19 protein-coding genes are annotated in these 20779 nt (G+C 38.8%); 8 read left to right on the forward strand and 11 right to left on the reverse strand.

Annotated features, from left to right (window positions below; genetic code table 11):
• Nucleotides 1-73: 73 nt before the first annotated feature.
• From ASU02_RS03255 to ASU02_RS03265, 3 genes are all read left to right on the forward strand, one after another.
• The gene (locus ASU02_RS03255; RefSeq protein WP_057760944.1) at nucleotides 74-1387 is read left to right on the forward strand and encodes a short-chain fatty acid transporter; all 1314 of its coding nucleotides are present in this window, start codon (nucleotides 74-76) and stop codon (nucleotides 1385-1387) included.
• A 113-nt stretch (nucleotides 1388-1500) separates the two neighbouring features.
• Nucleotides 1501-2781 (forward strand): MDR family MFS transporter, encoded by a 1281-nt coding sequence (locus ASU02_RS03260; protein WP_057760946.1) that lies wholly within the window; start codon nucleotides 1501-1503, stop codon nucleotides 2779-2781.
• 152 nt (nucleotides 2782-2933) lie between these two features.
• Nucleotides 2934-4166, forward strand: coding sequence for an aminopeptidase (locus ASU02_RS03265; RefSeq protein ID WP_057760948.1), 1233 nt, complete (start codon nucleotides 2934-2936; stop codon nucleotides 4164-4166).
• A gap of 43 nt (nucleotides 4167-4209) precedes the next feature.
• Here ASU02_RS03265 and ASU02_RS03270 read toward each other — a convergent pair whose 3' ends face one another.
• The 3 genes from ASU02_RS03270 to ASU02_RS03280 form a co-directional block, all read right to left on the reverse strand.
• On the reverse strand, nucleotides 4210-5364 hold the full coding sequence (locus ASU02_RS03270) for a hypothetical protein (RefSeq protein ID WP_057760950.1): 1155 nt from the start codon (nucleotides 5362-5364) through the stop codon (nucleotides 4210-4212).
• Nucleotides 5365-5498: 134 nt separating this feature from the next.
• Complete coding sequence (panF, locus tag ASU02_RS03275) at nucleotides 5499-6947, reverse strand: sodium/pantothenate symporter (RefSeq protein WP_057760952.1); 1449 nt, start codon at nucleotides 6945-6947, stop codon at nucleotides 5499-5501.
• Nucleotides 6944-7240, reverse strand: a complete 297-nt coding sequence (locus tag ASU02_RS03280) for a YhdT family protein (protein WP_057760954.1) — start codon at nucleotides 7238-7240, stop codon at nucleotides 6944-6946. Before ASU02_RS03280 ends, panF begins: the two co-directional genes overlap by 4 nt.
• 276 nt (nucleotides 7241-7516) lie before the next feature.
• Here ASU02_RS03280 and mscL point away from each other — a divergent pair, with 276 nt between their 5' ends.
• From mscL to ASU02_RS03295, 3 genes are all read left to right on the forward strand, one after another.
• Nucleotides 7517-7894 (forward strand): large conductance mechanosensitive channel protein MscL, encoded by a 378-nt coding sequence (mscL, locus tag ASU02_RS03285; RefSeq protein ID WP_057760956.1) that lies wholly within the window; start codon nucleotides 7517-7519, stop codon nucleotides 7892-7894.
• Between the two features lie 72 nt (nucleotides 7895-7966).
• Nucleotides 7967-8605 (forward strand): Bax inhibitor-1/YccA family protein, encoded by a 639-nt coding sequence (locus ASU02_RS03290; protein WP_057760958.1) that lies wholly within the window; start codon nucleotides 7967-7969, stop codon nucleotides 8603-8605.
• Nucleotides 8606-8855: 250 nt separating this feature from the next.
• Nucleotides 8856-9275, forward strand: a complete 420-nt coding sequence (locus tag ASU02_RS03295) for a peroxiredoxin-like family protein (RefSeq protein WP_057760960.1) — start codon at nucleotides 8856-8858, stop codon at nucleotides 9273-9275.
• Between the two features lie 16 nt (nucleotides 9276-9291).
• On the opposite strand, the gene ASU02_RS03300 is transcribed toward ASU02_RS03295, so the two are convergent.
• From ASU02_RS03300 to cls, 4 genes are all read right to left on the reverse strand, one after another.
• Nucleotides 9292-9591, reverse strand: coding sequence for a hypothetical protein (locus ASU02_RS03300; protein WP_057760962.1), 300 nt, complete (start codon nucleotides 9589-9591; stop codon nucleotides 9292-9294).
• A gap of 105 nt (nucleotides 9592-9696) precedes the next feature.
• Complete coding sequence (locus ASU02_RS03305) at nucleotides 9697-11040, reverse strand: TldD/PmbA family protein (RefSeq protein ID WP_057760964.1); 1344 nt, start codon at nucleotides 11038-11040, stop codon at nucleotides 9697-9699.
• 1 nt (nucleotide 11041) lies between these two features.
• Nucleotides 11042-12433: a TldD/PmbA family protein gene (locus ASU02_RS03310; protein ID WP_057760966.1), complete on the reverse strand. Its 1392-nt coding sequence runs from the start codon at nucleotides 12431-12433 to the stop codon at nucleotides 11042-11044.
• 104 nt (nucleotides 12434-12537) lie between these two features.
• On the reverse strand, nucleotides 12538-14049 hold the full coding sequence (cls, locus tag ASU02_RS03315; protein WP_057760968.1) for a cardiolipin synthase: 1512 nt from the start codon (nucleotides 14047-14049) through the stop codon (nucleotides 12538-12540).
• A gap of 121 nt (nucleotides 14050-14170) precedes the next feature.
• Here cls and ASU02_RS03320 point away from each other — a divergent pair, with 121 nt between their 5' ends.
• Nucleotides 14171-14668: a GNAT family N-acetyltransferase gene (locus ASU02_RS03320; RefSeq protein WP_057760970.1), complete on the forward strand. Its 498-nt coding sequence runs from the start codon at nucleotides 14171-14173 to the stop codon at nucleotides 14666-14668.
• A gap of 742 nt (nucleotides 14669-15410) precedes the next feature.
• On the opposite strand, the gene ASU02_RS03325 is transcribed toward ASU02_RS03320, so the two are convergent.
• Nucleotides 15411-15737 carry an SCP2 sterol-binding domain-containing protein gene (locus tag ASU02_RS03325; protein WP_057760972.1) on the reverse strand — a complete coding sequence of 109 codons (327 nt, stop codon included), beginning with the start codon at nucleotides 15735-15737 and terminating at the stop codon, nucleotides 15411-15413.
• Between the two features lie 356 nt (nucleotides 15738-16093).
• Entirely contained in the window at nucleotides 16094-17863 is a 1770-nt protein-coding gene (ggt, locus tag ASU02_RS03330; protein WP_057760974.1) for a gamma-glutamyltransferase, read from the reverse strand.
• A 359-nt stretch (nucleotides 17864-18222) separates the two neighbouring features.
• On the opposite strand from ggt, the gene ASU02_RS03335 reads away from it, so the two are divergent.
• Nucleotides 18223-18735 carry an acyl-CoA thioesterase gene (locus ASU02_RS03335; protein ID WP_057760977.1) on the forward strand — a complete coding sequence of 171 codons (513 nt, stop codon included), beginning with the start codon at nucleotides 18223-18225 and terminating at the stop codon, nucleotides 18733-18735.
• Between the two features lie 29 nt (nucleotides 18736-18764).
• Here the strand turns inward: ASU02_RS03335 and ASU02_RS03340 are convergent, their stop codons facing one another.
• The gene (locus ASU02_RS03340; protein ID WP_057760982.1) at nucleotides 18765-19307 is read right to left on the reverse strand and encodes an RNA polymerase sigma factor; all 543 of its coding nucleotides are present in this window, start codon (nucleotides 19305-19307) and stop codon (nucleotides 18765-18767) included.
• Nucleotides 19308-19400: 93 nt separating this feature from the next.
• Nucleotides 19401-20726 (reverse strand): polysaccharide biosynthesis protein, encoded by a 1326-nt coding sequence (locus ASU02_RS03345; protein WP_057760983.1) that lies wholly within the window; start codon nucleotides 20724-20726, stop codon nucleotides 19401-19403.
• Nucleotides 20727-20779 lie beyond the last annotated feature (53 nt).

Here is a 20779-nt window from a genome sequence, read left to right on the forward strand (position 1 = left end):
CTTTTCTTTTTTTGTCATAAAAAGCTCGTCCCCTTTCATAGCATGTACTAACTTAATAAGGGAGAGTGATTGTATGTTAAACAGAATTGCAGACCGCTTTTCAAAGCTTGCAGAAAGATATCTACCTGATGCGTTTGTCATTGCTGTTTTAATGACCCTTCTTGTTTTTATACTCGGTTTCATAATGAAGCCCTCTGAACCAGTTGAGCTTTTCAAATCTTTTGGTGATGGGTTCTGGGTGTATCTATCGTTTACTATGCAAATGGTTTTATTGTTAATGACTGGAATGGCTCTAGCTTCCGTACCTATCGTTGAAAAAATGCTGGCATTTCTTGCCTCTAAAGCAAAAACGGCTAATCAAGCTTATGTCATGACTTTTCTTGTATCTTCTGCAGCCTATTATATTAACTGGGGACTTGCTGTTGTTGTGGGAGCCATCATTGCGCGCGAATTAGGCAAAAGGAATAATAAAGCTCACTTCCCCCTTTTAGTTGCAGCTGCCTATACCCCAACAGCCCTTTATACAGCAGGCTTATCTAGTTCCATTGGGCTGACAGTTGCAACAAAAGGCCACTTCCTAGAGAATATTATGGGAGTCATCCCGACTTCAGAAACTATCTTTCATCCTGGAACAATCATAATATTCCTTGCACTATTAATCACACTCCCTATCTTTATTGTTCTTATGGCTCCTAAAAAAGACATCATCTCTTATTCACCTCCATCAAAAAAAGCAGAACCTGAGTATCATAATGAACCAGCATCAACGCCTGCGGAACGATTAGAAAAGACATCCTTTCTTGGCATTATTACCGGATTAATTGGGATGGTTTATGCTATCTATGAATTTATTAATGGAAGAGATCTGGATTTAAATATCATCAATATTCTCTTTTTATCACTTGGACTTATCCTCCATAAATCATTGGGGCAATATGCCAAGGCATTTAAAGAAGCAGGAACAGCGATATCCCCAATTATTCTTCAGTTTCCTTTTTATGCAGGAATTATTGCCGTACTAGGCAGTTCTGGACTGGCAGAGTCCATTATTAATGGCATGGCATCTATTGCAAGTAAAGATACATTTGATATCTTTACTTATTGGACAGCAGGTCTAGTTAACATTTTAGCTCCTTCTGGCGGGGGGCAATGGGCGCTGCAAGGTCCGCTTCAGGTTCCAGCAGGCATCCAGCTCGGTGTCAATCCCGCGATTACCGCCATGGCCGTTGGATGGGGGGATGCCTGGACAAACTTAATTCAGCCTTTCTGGGCATTGCCGATATTAGCAGTAGTCGGTCTTCATATTCGTCATATAATGGGTTATTGTATTTTATTAAGTATTTGGGTTGGGGTCCTAACTACTGTACTAATGTATTTTGTATATTGATTAATCTCAAATTGAATGTTTCGACTCCTCACTTTTTTGGAAATATTCCTTGTTTTATCCACAATTTTGGTAGTATGATAGCGTTATTCTAAAAGGGAAAATGAGGAAGCAGCATGAGAATTAGAGATTGGGATTCAAATTTAAAGGTTCGATTATTTGGGGAAGCCGCTTTAAACATCGCTTTTTGGATGTTTTTCCCTTTCCTCACCATTTACTTTGCAGGTGAATTCGGGAAGGACAAAGCTGGCTTGATGCTTATTTTTTCACAAGTATTTTCAGTATTAGCTAACTTAATGGGCGGTTATTTTGCTGATCGCTTTGGGCGTAAAACGATGATGGTTCTATCCTCCTTCGGGCAAGGAATATGCTATCTGGTTTTTGCCCTGGCCAGTTCTCCATGGCTAGACTCCCCATGGATTGGGTTTATCTGCTTTGCACTTGTCGGTGTCTTCAGCTCGTTCTATTGGCCAGCCAGCCAAGCAATGGTAGCTGATGTTGTAGAGGAAAAGGATCGCAGCCATGTATTCGCTATATTCTATACGTCTATAAATATAGCTGTCGTCGTTGGTCCGATTTTGGGAGCAATTTTTTATAGAGATTATCGCTATCAGCTGCTTCTTGCAGCGGGGATTATCTGTATGGTGCTTTCCGGCCTCCTTGCCAAAATGACAAGGGAAACCGTACCGGAACACACTGGAGTTTCCCAGGAAAATAAGAAATGGCACACTGTTTTAATTGATCAGATGAAGGATTATGGCATTATCTTTCGTGATAAAACGTTTTTGCTTTTCATCATAGCTGGTGTTTTAGCAGCGCAAACATTTATGCAGCTTGACCTGCTGCTCCCAGTATATATGAAAGAATTCGTGCAAAATCAGACCTTGTTCCAATTTGGCGATTGGTCATTTACCGTTCACGGGGAGCAGGCATTTGGTATCCTATTATCTGAAAATGGCTTTCTAGTTGCACTGTTTACAGTAGCAGTAACAAAAATGATGATGAAATATAAAGAGAGAAATGTATTTATTTTATCTTCATTAGCCTACGCAGTAGCCATCTTCATGATGGGCCAAACCAATTGGATTTGGGGATTAACTTTTGCAATGGCACTCTTTACTCTTGGTGAATTAATGGCAGCAGGCATTCAGCAAAGCTTTGTTTCAAAGATTGCCCCAGATCATATGAGGGGACAATATTTTGCAGCTGCAAGCCTTCGTTTTACGATTGGAAAAACCATTGCCCCCATTTCTATCCCATTAACCGTGTGGATCGGCTATGACTGGACATTCATTATCTTAGCTGCACTTGCTGTTTTAAGTGCTATATTATATTGGGTTATGTTTGCAATTGCTGAAAAGCCTAATAATCTCAAGATAAAAAAGGAATCTGTATAAAGATTCCTTTTTCATACAAGTATGATATTGTGACCGATAAAAATAATTAACAGGAATGGTATAAAACATGAACGATTGAATGATTCAAAGTTTCTTTTTTATAATAAAAACGCTACAATGTTAATGAAGATTCTGAAAAAGGAGATTACATAATGAGTGACTATCAAAAAAACTTAGAAAAATATGCTGAGCTTGCGGTAAAAGTTGGTGTAAATATTCAAAAAGGGCAAACACTTGTCGTTAACACGACACTTGATTCAGCTGAGTTCGTCCGTCTTGTCGTAAAAAAAGCGTATGAGTCCGGTGCACATAATGTAGTTGTAAACTGGAGCGATGATGCTGTTTCACGCACAAAATACGAGCTTGCACCTGATGATGCTTTCACTGAATATCCAGAATGGCGTGCAAAAGAAGTTGAAGAACTTGCTGAAAATGGTGCAGCATTCATGTCTGTTGTTTCTGCTAGCCCAGACTTGTTTAAAGGAATTAACTCCGAACGCATTGCGAACTTCCAAAAAGCAGCAGGGAAAGCATTATCAAAATACAGAAAAATGATGATGGCTGACAAAGTCAGCTGGACAGTTATCGCTGCTCCATCTCCTGGGTGGGCTGACAAGGTTTTCCCTGATGCACCCGCAGAGGAAAGAGTTCAAATGCTGTGGGATGCAATCTTTAAAGCAACTCATACAAATGTTGAAAATCCAGTTCAAGCATGGAAAAATCATGATGAAACCCTTCATGAAAAGGTAAATTACTTAAACAATAAACGCTATAGGAAGCTTCACTATACAGCACCTGGAACAGACTTAACAATTGAGCTTCCTGAAAAGCATTTATGGTGTGGTGCCGGAAGCATCAATGAAAAAGGACATGAATTTATGGCAAACATGCCGACAGAGGAAGTATTCACTGTGCCTTTAAGAACAGGTGTAAACGGTACGGTATCAAGCACAAAGCCTCTAAGCTATGGAGGCAATATTATTGATCGCTTTACACTCACATTTGAGAATGGCCGCATTGTCAATGTGAAAGCAGAAGAAGGCGAAGAAATTCTTAAACAACTTGTCGAAACAGACGAAGGCTCACATTATCTTGGCGAAGTGGCACTAGTCCCTTTTAACTCGCCAATATCCCAATCCAACCTTCTATTCTACAACACTTTATTTGACGAAAATGCTTCTAACCACCTTGCTATCGGCAGTGCGTATGCATTCTGTTTAGAAGGCGGCAAGCAAATGTCTAGCGATGAATTGAAGGAACATGGATTAAACGAGAGCTTAACACATGTCGACTTCATGATTGGCTCAGCTGAAATGGATATTGACGGCATTACTGCTGATGGAACATCTGAACCTGTCTTCCGTAATGGAGATTGGGCATTTTAATAGGCACATCTAAAGATCATGCGGAATATCTCCGCATGATTTTTTATTTTTTCCGCAAATACATCCATTCAACATTCCCTGCTTTATCCGTCAAAATTTCAATACTGTAGTTATGCGCCAAATAAACAGCAAGTTTTCCTTCATTCTTATTCATCTCTTGGTCGGGGGTTCCAAACAATTTTTTTACATTCGTTAATGTGGTTTTCAGCCGCTCCCCTGGAATGGCTACAGCGTTAACGATGCCTGTATCCTTTTCAAAGTAATAAGTAATTTCTGGGTATAATACGTATGGAACACCATCTATATCTAACCCCTCATCTAAATAATGCGGGTCCGACTTTTTTATATTTGAAATGCTTGTTCCAATTGGATATGGACTTCCTAAAGGAATTCCCTGCTTTGCTTTTTCTAGTACTTCACTTGTAAGTTCTATATTTAAGAATGGAAAAAAGTTTTCACTTTTTTCACTCCAAAGCTTGTACCACTTCTCCCCTTCTTGATCTTCCACATGTGTTTCATCATGTTTAAATAAAATCATTGATTCTTTATCAAATCCCCATGTCGTAAATATCCAATCTTCCCCATCAACTAAATGAGCTGTTTGAATATACTTCTGATTGACTGCTTTCATTTTTGTGTCAACCATTGGCAACATGCTCTCATTTTGTTTAATTTCTTTTACTTCCCCTTCATGAATGAAAAAGAAATTAGGGTGTTTCTCAGAATCAATCACTGCAATAACCGTATTTTTTCCTAATTTCAATGGATAAGCCTGAACAGAAGAGGAGCTAAAGGATAATTCTCCCTTTTGCTCTAATACATCCTGTTTATATGCGACAGTAGAATCCTTCTCAGCCAAATACATAGAATAATGACCTGTATATAATTGTTCCCCTTTATTGGCCTGATTCGACGGAGACTCTTTCAATCGGCTTTGTTCATCATCTGCATAAAGAAACACAGTATATTCAAATTCGTCAGCCACTGCTTCAAATTGATAGAGTGATTTTTCCTTCAGCCATACGGTCTCCTTCTTTTCTTTTCCTTCTGTCATCACTGCTCGTTTTGTATCACTTGCTTGTTGAATGTCTTTTTTTATATCAAGATTTTCTATTTTAATGGTTGTATCTAGTTTTTGTGAACATGCTGCCAACCCGGCTAGCATCAATAAAGATAATATATATATAAAATTTTTCATTTAATTCTCCCTAGTATGTCAATCACTATGTTAAGAGTGTAACAAAAGAAAAAGGATTCTACAAATCTCCCAATATTCAAAAATGAACTAAAAAAAGAGTGCAAAATCATTTTTAGATTTCACACTCTTCATTATTAGGATAAAAGACTTATTTGATTTTCAACCTTTTTTCCAGTCAATAAACTAACTGCAATAAATACAATGAATGATAAAACGATCGGAAGGGTAACCGTGTGCATACCGAAAGGATTCGGAAAATAAAGATGGATAAAGATATATGAACCCGTACCAGCCAGCATCGAGGTAATTGCCCCAAATTTATTGCCTCTTTGCCAATAAAGTCCAAGGACAACTGGCCAAATAAAGGCAGCCTCTAATCCGCCAAAGGAGAATAAATTCAACCATATAAGCAAATCCGGCGGACTAATGGCCATTAAAAAAACAAGGATTCCTAACACAGTTGTTACTCCAAAACTCATTTTTTTAATGGTTCCTTCACTTGCATTTGGTCTTATGTAGTTAATATATACATCCTTTACAACCGCAGAGCTTACAAGTAGCAGTAATGAATCCACAGTCGACATGATCGCAGCCATCGGAGCAGCCAAGACAATTCCAGCAAGCCATGGAGGCAATACCTTTAGGGCGATTAACGGCATGACCGTATCTCCAACCTCAATCCCCGGCAAAATTGGTCGGGCGAAGACACCTATTAAGTGCATACCAAGCATAATAGTTCCTACAACAATTGTTCCGATGATAATCGCCCGGTGCATCGCGTTTGAGTTTTTATAAGACATGGCACGAACCGTTACTTGGGGAAGCCCAACAACACCAACACCCACTAGAATCCAAAATGAGGAAACATAAAGAGGTGTCAGTTTCCCATCAAATCCATAAGGAGTAATTAAATTCGGATTTTCAGCCGCTAGATCACTTATAATCTTTGGTATCCCGCCACCTGCAATAATAACAGCTATAAGCAGAATAAGCGTACCAATAAACATGATTGCCCCTTGAACAGCATCTGTTAAGGCAACTGCACGAAATCCGCCAATAACAACATAAACCATAACAGAAATAGCAAATATAAATAAGGCTGAAATATAGCTAATGCCTGTTAATGATTCGATTAGTCTCGCCCCGCCGACCCATTGGGCTGCCATAGCTGAAAACAAAAAGATAATAATACTAAAAGCTGACAGCAATACGACCCACTTGCTTTTATATCGTTCCTTTAAAAAGTCAATTAAGGTAACTGCCTGATATCTTCTTGCCACGATTGCAAATTTCTTCCCTAAGACCATCAGGACAAAATAGCCTGTTACAACTTGTGACATTGCTAGCAATACCCAACCAAGCCCTTGTGTATAAGCCACACCAGGTCCGCCAATAAAGCTGCTTGCACTGCCATATGTCGCCATCATTGTCATTGCTAGTATAAAACCCCCAAGCTCTCTTCCCCCAAGAAAGTATTCCTGAAGAAAAGAATTAGAGGAATTCATTTTCTTGCTTGCCCAAAAGCCAATAATAAAAATGAGTACTAAGAAAATAATTATTGGGGTAACCACTTGCCAATTCATTTAATTTCGGCCTCCCCTTCTTCTTCATCATCAAAAGAAACATCTTTAAAAAATAGTTTAACCGCCAAAATGACTAGAATGGCCATAACAATAAATCCTGCTACACAGCTATAAAAAAACCAAGCAGGCAAGCCTAAAATAAATTGGTAGTTTTCCACACTTCTTGATCCAAGCGGTCCATAAGCAAAGCCAAACCACCAAGCAAAATTAAAAAGTACAAGTCCAATCCCGATCCACGCTTCCTTTACAGCAATTTTAAATCGAGGATCTTTCCTCTGTTTATTACTATCCATTTTATCCTCCTAAAGTTTTCTACTTTTAGTATTGTAAAGAAACCGCTAAATATTGCATAGTCAAAAAATGCAAAAACAAAATAACTGAATATTCATACCAATGATTACATGATTGCCAAACAATGGCAACAAAATCTTTCATACTAGGTCATTTTACACTCATCCATATCCAGCTGAAATTTCCATTTTTTTAAAATTAAGCACTTTTCAACTGGCTTCCTGCACCCACACGTAGTATAATTACGATAATTTTTTAATGAAAGGTGCTATTAATCCATGTGGAATGAGTTTAAAAAGTTTGCACTGAGAGGAAATGTTCTGGACCTTGCCGTTGGTGTCATCATCGGGGCTGCCTTTGGTAAAATTGTTTCCTCGCTCGTCGATGATATTATTATGCCGCTAGTAGGAGTGCTTATTGGTGGCGGGATTGACTTTTCGTCGCTTGCTATTACAGTAGGAAAAGCGGAAGTAAAATACGGAGCCTTTGTTCAGACAATTGTTGACTTCCTTATTATTGCTTTCTCTATTTTTATCTTCGTCAGAATTATTAATAGAAGATTTAAGAAGAAAGAAGAAGAGGTACAAGCTTCACCGAAAGTGGACAAGAAAGAGGAGCTTTTAACGGAAATAAGAGATTTGTTAAAGGAAAAATAACTTTTTTGAAACTATATTTAAATATAAGCGTATATAAACTATAGTTAAATTTATTTGAGGAGAAATGAAACGATGTATGCACAACAAACTACTAATCCATATTTGCCGTCTGTTTTGAGAACATTTGCGATTTCTTTAGGAATTGCCTTTGCTGGTACGATGGCAGGTGTTTTTGTTCCACCCGCTTTGTTCTTGCCGCTCATGATTCTTGAAATTGGCATGCTCATTTTTGCGTTTATTATCCGCCGTAAAAAAGCAATGTCTTATTCTTTCCTGTTTGCATTTACATTTATTTCTGGCATCACCACATACCCTATTGTTTCTCACTACTTAGCAACAATAGGACCAAACCCAGTTTTACTTGCTCTTGCAACAACAACAACTGTATTTACAGGCCTTGCTATTTACGCATCTACAACAAAGAAAGATTTATCCTTCTTAGGCGGAATGCTAATGGCCGCGCTATTAGCACTGATTGCCATTTCCATTTTTAGCCTATTCTGGCCATTAAGCTCTACCGGAATGCTTGCTTTCTCATTCATTGGTGTACTCGTATTCAGCGGATATGTATTGTATGATTTTAACAGAATGAAGCATTACGGGGTATCAGCTGAAGAGGTGCCATTAATGGCTCTTAATCTATATCTGGATTTCATTAACCTATTCATTAATATCTTACGTATTTTCGGTATTCTTGGAAGCAGAGACTAAGCAGGAGTTTAACTCCTGCTTTTTTTGTTGAAGGCACTTCAAAAGTCTGATTGCTTTAATGTTTTTGCGGTTCCAGATATACTATAGGAACCTCAAAATAAAAAAGGCGGGATACTCATTGAATTTCCTTTTAGAAACACAGGAGTCTGATAAAAACATTTCTCTGCAAACTGTTATCAATAACCAATACACAATGATTGTCTTTGTCCGCCATCTTGGTTGACCCGTTTGCCGGCAATATCTCGCGCAGTTGCGTGAGCGAATGAATGAAATAACCCAGTATGGGTTTCAAGTTGTAGTTATTGCACCTTCCAAGGGAACATTTATTAAGCTGTTCCTTGATGAATTTGGTCCCTATCCTTTCCCCATTCTTGGAGATCCTTCTAGGGAGGCATATAAAGGTATGGGCCATAAAACAATGCCGAAATGGAAGCTGCTAGCAAAAGCTGGCTTCGGATTTATAACTGGGCAAGTAAAAGGATTTATCCCTTCTGATCAAAAGCAAAAAGAGTTTGTAATGAAATCGATGAAAACCCAAGATGTTTATATACAGGGCGGTACATGGCTGTTTTCGCCACAAGGAAAAATTCTCTGGAAACATATTGATGATTCACCAGAAAATCATACAAAAATTGATGAAGTGCTAGTGCATATGAATCAAATAAAATAAAAAGCGGGTAAAAAAGTTATTCATACTTTTTTACCCGCTTTTTCATTTCTTGATACTTATTCATAAATTCAGACGGTTCTGTTTTAACACGATAGGAAAATAAACCCTGATTTGTATGAAGGTAAAAAAATCCATATTCAGAACTTGATGCCCTAAAGGAAATATCCCATATCTCTTCAAGAGTAAATTCATTTATATGGGAAGTAATTTTATCTTCTGCCAGAATCAATTTTTCTTCTCTTTCTATAAAGTGCTGTTTATTCCAATCGATTGAACGGGACACAACCATATAGGGAAGGGCGGCGATAATTTTCACAATGAACCCCCAAATATCTTTTCTCAATCTATTGAAACACAAATCATTTCTGTGAACAAACAAAAGAGGGCACATCACATTATCGTGATATACCCTATCTCCAGCCTATTCCACGGTTACAGCTAATTCTTTAATCAGTAAAGAGGGGGAACCGACATTAGACATCAAGAACTCTAGATCAGAACCGATCGCTTCAATATTTTTTAATAAATCAAAGAAATTCCCAGCAATCGTCATTTGCTTCACGGTGTTTTGAACTTTCCCATCCTTCACAAAATATCCATTAGCTGCTAGAGAAAAGTCACCTGACACTGTATCTGCACCAGAGTGCAAGCCTGCTAAATCTGTAATGAGAATCCCCTCATCAACCGATGCAGTTAGCTCCTCAATACTCTTATTTGACGGTTTCACATATAAATTCGTTGGAGACACAGTTAAGCTGCCCTTGTAGGATCCTTTATACGCATTTCCTGTAGACTCTACTCCCGCAGTACCAGCTGTTTTCCGATTATGAAGCAAAGTGACGAGCTTGCCATCCTTTACAATTGCTTTTTTCATTGTGGCAACACCCTCGCTATCGAAGCTTCTGCTTAATAGGCCGTCTTTTAGAAATGGATCATCTACCAATTGCAGTGCTGGAGCAGCAATTAATTCTCCTTCCATCCCTTTTAACTTTGATCTTCCTTTTTGCGCGTTCTCAGCTGAAAAAATTTCTGAGAATGTTCGGAATAGGTCTCCCGCAGCATCGTTGCGTAATAATACAGGATAGTGTTTGCTATCTGCCGTTTGTGCATTTAATTTTGAGAGAGCTTCTTCTACAGCATACTTGGCAATCTCCCTTGGAACAAAGGCAGAAAAATCCTTAGTTGCTTTCACGTAAGCTCCTGTTTTCGTCTCATCCCCCTGCTTAACTACAACAGAAATATACATTCCAATATAATTCTGTCTCTCATCAAGAGAAAGCCCTTTATTATTAATAATGAAACGCTCTGATTCTGCACTTTCTAGAATAAAGTAGTTAGTTCCTGTAACTCTTTCATCAAAAGCGTATATATGCTTTTCTATTTCTTTTAGGAGTTCAATTTTTTCCGGAACAGTCACTTTTGCAAGTTCAGCAGAGTAGAAGCTCCCTTCTTGATATTTCTCACTGCCTCCAAAAATCTCCTCTTGAATTTCTTCCTCAATCAATTGCGCATTTTCCTTCGCATTTTCAACAAGATATGAAACGGAATCCTCATCTAATTTCTCTGTAAAAGCATAGCCCATTTTCCCATTGTAAAGTCCACGAAATGAACCCCCGGCAATTTCAGAAGTTTCATAGGAGTCAACTTCACCCTTAAACAATCCACATTTAAACTTTTCCTCGCGTTCAAAATAAAGCTCCATATCCGTAAAGCCATGCTTCTCACCCAAACCAAAAAGCTTCTGTTGAAATTCTTGGATATTCATTCTACTCCCCCTCCTTACTTCCGCCTACGGTCATTTCACTGACTCGAATCATCGGCTGACCTACATTTACAGGAATGCTTCCACTTAACGAGCCACACATACCCGCACCGTGTCCTAAATTATTCCCAACCATATCAACGAGTTGTAATGTTTCGGCGCCATTCCCAACAAGCGTCGCTCCTTTAAGCGGCTTTCCGATCTTCCCATCCTTTACAAGATAAGCTTCCATTACTGCAAAGTTATAATCTCCTGTTGCCGGATTCACAGAACCGCCACCCATATATTTTGTATAGATGCCATGCTCGGTATTGGAGATAATTTCTTCAGGTGAAGATTTTCCTTCCGCAATGTACGTATTCGTCATTCTCGAAGTTGGGGCAAATCGGTAGGACTGTCGTCTTCCTGATCCGGTCGACTCCATTCCCATTCTACGGCCGTTAAATTTATCGATTAAATACCCCTTCAAAATGCCATTTTCAATTAATACATTTTTACGTGCCTTTTCCCCTTCATCATCAATTGTGATTGAACCCCACTCATTTGCAATTGTGCCATCATCAATGTATGTAACAACATCCGAGGCCACTTTTTCACCAATTCGATTGGCAAACACAGAATTGTTCTTTGCAACAGATGTTGCTTCAAGCCCATGACCGCATGCTTCATGGAAAATAACTCCCCCAAACTCATTATCGATAATAACTGGGAATTTCCCGCTCGGGCAAGGATCGGCTCCAAGCATCGTTACCGCTATCCTTGAGGCTTCATTAGCATAATGTTCAAGATTTAAGTTCTCAAAAAACTCAAACCCCTTATGGGCACCCGGACCATAAAAACCAGGCTGCATTTGTTTGCCATCAGAAGCAATTGATTGAATCGCCAGCCTGCTTCTAACCCTTTTATCTTCAATAAATTTGCCCTCACTATTTGCAATTAGAACATTTTGCTCTTCGTCTAAATAACGTACAAGCACTTGATGAATGCTAGAATGATAGTTTTTAGCTATCTCGTATGCCTTCTTCATTACATTCACTTTTCGAGTTTTCTCTGTTTCTCTTGGATTTATTGTAATCGGATGGGCACAAGTTACTATTTCTTTTTTTAATGGCGCTGGGTGAATGATAGTCTCTCCAGAAATTGCATGAGCTGCATTTCTTGCTGCCTTTAGTAAGCCCTCCTTTGAACCATCAGTTGTGTATGTATATACACTCTGAAGCCCCTTAAAAACACGAATGCCAATCCCGAAATCTCTGCCTGATAAGCTATTTTCAATCTTCCCTCCTTGCAGGGTCAGATTATTAGTATAACGGTCCTCTAGAAACACTTCGGAAAAGTCTCCCCCAGTAGCTAACGCAGCTGTGAGAACGTCTTCAATCACTGATTTTGCAAGCATTATGGCCCTCCTTGAAATTAAATATTTTTTCCAACTATTCAAATTATACAGGTTAATCCCTTTTTTTACTAATAAAAAACAGCTCCATCATTTAATGGAGCTGTTTAAAGTACACCCGAGAAAAGGCGGGCAAAGGATTCCTTGGATCTTTCAGCAAAACCTCTTTTATAGTATTGAACTGGACTAATCTTCTCACAATCCTCCATATCTTGTTCGTAATGTGCAACAAGATCACGAATAGAGCTTGTTCCATATAAGAAGACGTTCACTTCGAAATTCAAGTGAAAGCTGCGCATGTCCATATTTGCTGTTCCAAGTGAAGCTAAATTCCCGTCTATGATGATAATTTTTTGATGGAGAAATCCCTTTTTATAGGAATAGATCTCTGCTCCTGTTCGCAGCAGTTCTGGAAAATAAGATCGGCTCGCATATTGAGTCAAAAAGCCATCATTTACTTCAGGCACCATGATTCTTACTTCTACTCCTTTGGCAGCTGCTATTCTTAAAGCTGTTCGGATAGCCTCATCGGGGATAAAATATGGAGTGGCAATCCAAATAGACTTTTCTGCATTAGCAATCATCGCAAAGTAAAAATCACACATGAGTCCTTGCTGTGTATCTGGCCCGCTTGCCACAATTTGTACAGCTCCATCAAGGACGAAATCATCTATTGCTGGTTTCATTTTAGGGTATTTTTTCAAGACGCTTTCTCCACTGACATATTCCCAGTCTAACAACAGAGCTGTGTGAAGTGAATACACAGCCTCACCTGTTAACTTCATATGAGTGTCCCGCCAAAATCCGAATTTTTCATCTTCACCAAGATATTCAACCCCAACATTCAGACCGCCAACAAAGCCAACCTTCCCATCGACAATAACAATTTTCCTGTGATTGCGAAAGTTTAACTTTTGATTAAAGAATCCATATTTCAGCGGAGAGAATATTTGTACCTTTATCCCTGCTTGCTCCATTAATTGAATGTCTTGTACTGCAATCTTTCGACTTCCAGCTGCGTCAAAAATGAATAATACCTCGACGCCTTGCTTTGCTTTTTCAATGAGGATGCTAATAATTTCCTTCCCTAACCGATCCGTGCGAAAAATATAATATTCAATATGAATGTATTGTTCAGCCTCTTTCAGCCTTTCTTTAATCTCTGAAAAGGTTTCCTCTCCATTTTTTAATATATAAGATCGGGATGCAGTGCTTATAGGGGTAGGGGATCGATGGTTTGCAAATTTAGCAAAGGAATGCTGCCCATCTTGTAAAAATGCTAAATCTGGAGATTCATCCTGCTGAAGCAGCCTTTTCCACTCTTCTCTATCCTTCTTTCTCTTGCTTCTAAACAGATAACCTTTTAAATACAATTGACCTGAAAACAGATAGAACAAGTATCCAAGCACAGGAAAAAATACTAGAACATATATCCATAGGAGTGAGTGCTGAGGAGAACGGTTTTCCAGCATTAATGAGTATATACTTACCATAAGGGCTGTCAGATAAAGGAGCGAAATCCATATCTTTGCTATAAGGCTGAGATCGCGGAATACAAGTGTCAAGAGTGAGATAAGTAAAATGAAAGCAATTAAAAATTCAAACCGGCGTTTTTTCATTTTTTTCTCTCCCCCATAAGACAATCTATGTAAACCTATCCTACCCATTTTTACAAAAGTTAATATTCATTCTGCTTATTTTAATGTACACTGGTAAAAAAAGTTACATGAGGTGAATAGTATGAATATTAGATGTTTACAGCCTAGTGATGCTGAAGAATATCGGAAATTAAGATTGATAGCTTTACAGATGCATCCTTCAGCTTTTGCATCAAGCTATGAGGAGGAAAAAGGAAATTCCGCAGATTTTTATAAAATGAGATTTCAATCTGAGGAATCCTTTACTTTTGGAGCATTCGAAGAAGAAAAACTTGTTGGTTCTGTTACCTTATTACAAGAAACGAAACGTAAATTAAAGCATCGTGCTTTGATTGTGGCGATGTATGTTTCAGATGAATGCCGAAGAAGAGGGGTAGGAAAGGCATTGATTGTAGCTGCATTAGAGAAAGCAAATGGAATGGGTGGGATTGAACAAATCTACTTAGCTGTCGAATCAACAAATGAACCAGCTAAAAAGCTTTATACATCTTTTGGCTTTGAGGTGTTTGGAAAAGATAAACGAGCAATAAAAATTGAAGATACGTATTTTGATGAAGACCATATGGTTCTATATTTATAAAAAACAAAGAAACCAGGCAATTTACCTGGTTTTTTTGCTTTTGTCTCTTATAACCAATCTATAGGACAGTTCGCTTTCTTTATCTTCAGCTTTTGTCTCACAGAGCCATTCTATGGGACAGTCTGTTTTCTTTATCTTCAGCTTTTGTCTCACAGAGCCATTCTATGGGACAGTCTGTTTTCTTTATCTTCGGCTTTTTGTCTCAGAGAGTCATTCTATGGGACAATTTGCTTTCTTTATCTTCGGCTTTTGTCTCACAGAGCCATTCTATGAGACAGTTCGCTTTCTTTATCTTCAGCTTTTGTCTCAGAGAGCCATTCTATGGGACAATCCGCTTTCTTTATCTTCAGCTTTTGTCTCAGAGAGTCATTCTATGGGACACTCTGCTTTCTTTAAATTTAGCTTTTGTCTCAGAGACCATTCTATGGGACAATCTGCTTTCTTTATCTTCAGCTTTTGTCTCAGAGAACCATTCTATAGGACAGTTCGCTTTCTTTATCTTCAGCTTTTGTCTCAGAGAGCCATTCTATGGGACAATCTGCTTTCTTTATCTTCGGCTTTTTGTTTTATAGAGTCATTCTATGAGACAGTTCGCTTTCTTTATCTTCAGCTTTTGTCTCAGAGAGCCATTCTATGAGACAGTTTGCTTTCTTTAAATTTAGCTTTTGTCTCACAGAGCCATTCTATGAGACAGTTTGCTTTCTTTATCTTCAGTTTTTGTCTCATAGAATCTTCTTCTCCCCTATTGATACCTCTTTACAATCTCTTGCAGCTTCAAAGCAAGGCCGATTTTCCCATCCACCTTTAAGGCGCCGGTCATAAATGCCATCGTTGTATTTAGCTCGTCCTTTAAGAGCTTTGAAAAGTTTTTATCAGAAAGGATTAGCGTTACTTCTGGTTCATATGGCGTCCCTTCTGCCATTTCGATTCGTCCATCCTTCAGAATAATTTGCTGTATGCCTGCATCATCTAAATTCACCTGAAAAACACGATCCTTTTCATTCTCAATATGTACGGGATTAGCATTCATTTTTTTCGCTAAATCCTTAAGTTCCGTAATGACTGACATATTCATTTCCTCCTCAGCTTTCGTTTATCCTTTTCTTTTTTAATAAATTCAACGGTAGAGGCACCAACTCCTCTTTTTGAATGAATATTCACTCATTATTCTTCATATAATAAAGCACTCTCTCTTGGAGGGTGCCAGTATATAAAGTGAAACATAAACAGTGGGGGTTTTCCAACGTACAAAATACTCAGACGTTGCCACAGAATGTGGTGCCCTTAGTTGGCCTTCATCCCCCACTGATTGTTAGCTGAACCAATCGGGCATTTACGGGCTGTTAGATCCCCTTCTTAGAATTTTTCGTTGCCTCAACTTCTTGCAGTAGGAGTCTTACAGCCCGTTAATCTGCGATAAAAATTTTATTTTTTACCTCCCTTTAAATCGATCCCAATAGCTGCTCCGTTCCTGCTCGAGTCAGCGACACCTTTAAACGTACCATTCTTATGATCAATTAATATACTTTGAACATTCCCGATCGTGACTGGGGTCTTGCCAAATTTATGTCCCATTTGATTCAGCCGATTAATGACTTCTTTAGATATCCCTTCCTCATATCGGTAAGAATCCAAGTTATTCGTATAGATTCTTGGTTCCTCAACTGCAGCTTTCAACTCCATATCATATTCAATTGCATGAATAATGGTTTGAAGTACGGAAGTGATAATGGTCGCTCCACCAGGTGAACCGACCGTTAAGACTGGCTTCTCATCTTTAAAGACAATGGTCGGCGTCATACTGCTTAATGGTCGTTTATTCGGCTGTACCTCATTAGCACCGCCAGGTATTGCATCGAAATCAGTCAGCTCATTATTTAGCATAAACCCATAGCCTGGAACCATAATTCCTGTTCCGAATAATTGCTCAATGGTCGTCGTATAGGATACGACATTCCCCCATCTGTCGGTTACGGAGAAATGAGTTGTCTCCCCATATTTACGATCATTTGGCTGCTGTGTTTGATCGTAATTTGCTACTTTCGATTCAAACTTCCAAGGGTCACCAGCTACTGGATTGTTATTCACCTTATTTAAACTAATCTGCTTTTGACGTTCTTTAATGTATTCCGGGTGTAAAAGTCCTTTTAAAGGTACATTAACAAACTCAGGATCACCTGCATATGCTGCACGGTCCGCATATGCTAGATGCATCGCCTCAGAGAGCAGATGATATTTTTCCCATGACTTAACATCATATTGTTGAAGATTAAAGTCATCCAAAATTTTTAGCATTTGCAGGAGAAACACTCCGCCAGAGCTTGGGGGCGGCATACTTGCAATCTTGTAGCCTTGATAGTCACCCCAAATCGGCTTGTCGATTGTTACATGATATTTTTTCAAATCTCCAGGCGTCATCGAACCACCGAAGGCTTGCACAGTGTTTGCAATTGCGTTAGCTGCAGGACCATTATAAAAACCGTCCGAACCTTTCGAGCGAATGAGCTTAAATGTTTTCGCCAGATCTTTTTGGACTAGCGTTTCCCCTTCAAGCAAAGGTTTTCCGTTTGGCAGGAAGACATCCTTAGCAGCTGTGTGTGAAAGGACCTCCTTATTATCAGCTATTGCGTCAGCTAATACCGAATCAATTGGGAACCCTTTATCTGCAAGCTTAATAGCCGGTTCGATCAGCTGCTGCATCGGACGTGTTCCCCACTTTTCCAATGCTGTTTCCAGGCCTTTTAAAGTACCGGGTACTCCTACTGCCTTTCCTCCAGTTGCACGTTCAGCAAACGGAATAGGCTTACCGTTTTTATCCAAAAACATGTCAGGGCTCGCTCCTGCAGGGGCACGTTCACGGCTGTTGATGATGGTTGTTTCTTTTGTCTTCCCATCATAAACCATCATAAATCCGCCCCCGCCAATACCTGACATCATTGGCTCAACGACATTTAAGGCAAATTGAATGGCTATTGCTGCATCAATCGCATTTCCACCCTTACTTAATACTTCTGCACCAATCTCGGATGCTAATGAATGAGCTGTAGCTACCATCCCATCCTTTCCTACATCAACCTGACTGTACTCCTTATCGATTACATTTTTCCCCTTAGCTTGACTGCTTAAAGGCAAGGTTCCTGCGATCAGTAGAATACTAAATAAAACTGCTGCAATCGCTCTTATCTTTCTACTCATTTTATTCCTCCTTATGTAGACTTGTTCTCATCTACCTTATGAGAGAGAAAAAATGGTTATGTCTCATTATCCTTTAAAAACTATTTTTGATAATAACTTCCTACTACATCTATTGCAAAAGTATGAGTATTTTATTGTTTTTGTAAATTTTTCAAAGTAAATTTCCCTCTAAATCTCTGATATGTTATATTGACGAGAAATAAATCATTTTTCCGATACAATATCTAGCTTCAGCGCCTAGCCCCTCGAGGTCATAAGCCAATCCTCCCAAAAAGGTAAAGATCACCTTTCTGCGAGGCTTGTCTTATGCTTGTCGGGGCTGAGCATAGCGCTTACGCTTTTAAATTAGGAGGATTACGATGAACGAATCAAAAAAATGCAAAGAATCCTTTGTGGTAAAAACAAGTATTGTTTTGCCTCCAGATACAAATGCTTACGGTACATTATTTGGCGGTAAACTGATGGCATATATCGATGATGTAGCCGGAATTTCTGCTATGCGGCATGCAAGAAAAAATGTGGTTACTGCTTCTACTGATTCAGTGGATTTCCTGCACCCAATTCATCAAGGGAACTCCGTTTGTTTAGAGGCATTTGTGACCTATACAGGGCGATCATCTATGGAGATATTTGTGAAAGTCATTGCAGAGGATTTACTATCTGGAGAAAGAAATATTTGTGCCATGTCCTTCCTGACAATGGTGGCCATTGATGAAAATGGAAAGCCCACACCCGTACCTTCCGTCATCCCAGAAACAGAAGAAGAAAAAAGTTTGTATGATTCCGCAAAAGAACGTGCAGACATCCGGAAAAACAGAAGAAAAGACAGCGAATATAGGGCAAAAAAATACGGGATCAAGCAACCTGAATAGGAATCTTAAAGAGCAGCCATTGGGCTGCTCTATCCGTTTGCCGCTAGTTCCTTTACTTTTGGCCGCAATCGATCCTTCGCACGTCTCATTCGAGTTTTCACTGTAGATATTGGCAAACTTGTCAAATCGCTAATTTCCATTAAAGTTTGGTTATGATAATAGAATAAAAGTAAAGGCTCCCTATACATTTTCGGAAGATCTTGAAGTGTATCAATCATCTCCTCCTGACTGCATTTGTTGAGAATTGATTCCTCTGGCTGATCCATCACATTCGTATCATCTGCATACAGGTAAACCTTTTCTTCCCAAAAACGATTAGCTGATTTCTCCTTTCGCCAATAATCTCGGCACTTGTTCACCGCTATCTTAAATAGCCAATTTTTCACCTTCGCTCTTTCTTCAAAGGATGGCAATGCAAGGTATGCCGAAATTAGCACTTCCTGATATAAATCCTCAGCCAGCTCCTTATGTCTTACTAATGAATAAATATAATTAAACAGGGATTTTCCATGCTCTATAATACAAGTTTCAAAATATTGCTCCATTGATTGTTTATATTTACAGGTTTTCATTTTATAGTTCTCCTTAAAATTTCATTACTCACTTAATAGACGAATATTTCTGGCTGAATCCCTACACTTTTTAAAAATAAATCTTCTAATCTATTAATGAAATCTTTTTAAAGGAGCAAGTAAAATCGTTACACCAATTTTTTTACAAATGGTCAAGTAATGCATCAAATATAAGACGACTGCTCCTGCATTCATCCCTATAATTACCCCGTCCATCTGAAAGGTATGCATCGATCCGAGGAGATAAATGACAGAAAATGAAACGACCGTCGACCAAACAAAATGGTAAAGAGCTTCTTTCATTAGACCAATACCGATTAAAAAGGCTTGCATCGGAATAATGAAATAATGCAGCAGGAAAAATGGCCAAAGCATTTGTAAATATACTGCTGCATCTGGTGAATGAAAGAATGTTTTCGTAATCGGCTCTGCAAAAAAATAGAAAAGCGTAACAGCGGGAATCCCATACAAAATTGTCACTTTAAACACTTGCTGAAGAAGGCTTTGTAATTTTTGATTATCTTTATCTGCATACGCTTTTGAAACAGTCGGAATTAACATAATTAAAAAAGAATGCGCTATGAATGCCGGGAAAAAGCCAATCGTCATCGCGATTCCCGCAAGCATGCCAAAGTGCTCAGTTGCGACAACACCGCTCACCCCTGCTTGTAAAAGGGCTGCCTTGATTAAGAAAGGTTCGATCGCATGTGTCAATGCATGAAATACTCTCATCGCGGTCGTTGGAATCGATACAGCCATTAAACTGCGTCGCACCGTCTTTCCGCTCATCTCTTTACTAGGCTCCTTTTTAACTTGCTGAAACTGAATAATAAACATATGAAGCAAATATAAAAAGACAACAACCTCACTGCCAATCAGCGTACAAAAGGCAATAAACACGGAAGTCTTCGTGTCAAACTGAAAAAACTGGTATAGAAAGACAAGAAATAAAAGCTGAACAAGCTTCCGCAAGAAATTATACGTAGCAATTTTCCCCATCTGATTCTTCCCCATGAAAAATCCTCTCGTGATCGAAGAGAAAGATACAATCGGAATAAACGCAATGACGACCCATCTAAGATATGGATGGTACTGGTCAAAAACGGTTAAAAATGGCATAACAAGTATCGCAATCGGCAGTAGAACAGCAGTAAAAATCACCGTCAATTTAATCACATGGTTCAGCATACTTTGATGGTACTTTTTATCCTTTTCGGCAATAAATTTAGAAATAGAAATGGGCAATTCAAAGCTTGCGAGAAGAACGACTAGAAAAATCGTTGGCAGAATAGACATATACATACCAAGCCCATTTTCCCCTAACTCTCTAGCCAATACCATATTTACTAAAAACTCAATGCATTCACCAGCAAAAGCAGCGACCGCCAGCAATAATGTTCCTTTAAAAAATGTATTCATCCTGTCTCCCCTTATACATCTGACTCGTTTGACCGGTTTCGCTTTCCGGTACG

Source organism: Cytobacillus praedii (assembly GCF_001439605.1).
GTDB classification, from domain to species: Bacteria; Bacillota; Bacilli; order Bacillales; family Cytobacillaceae; genus Cytobacillus; species Cytobacillus praedii.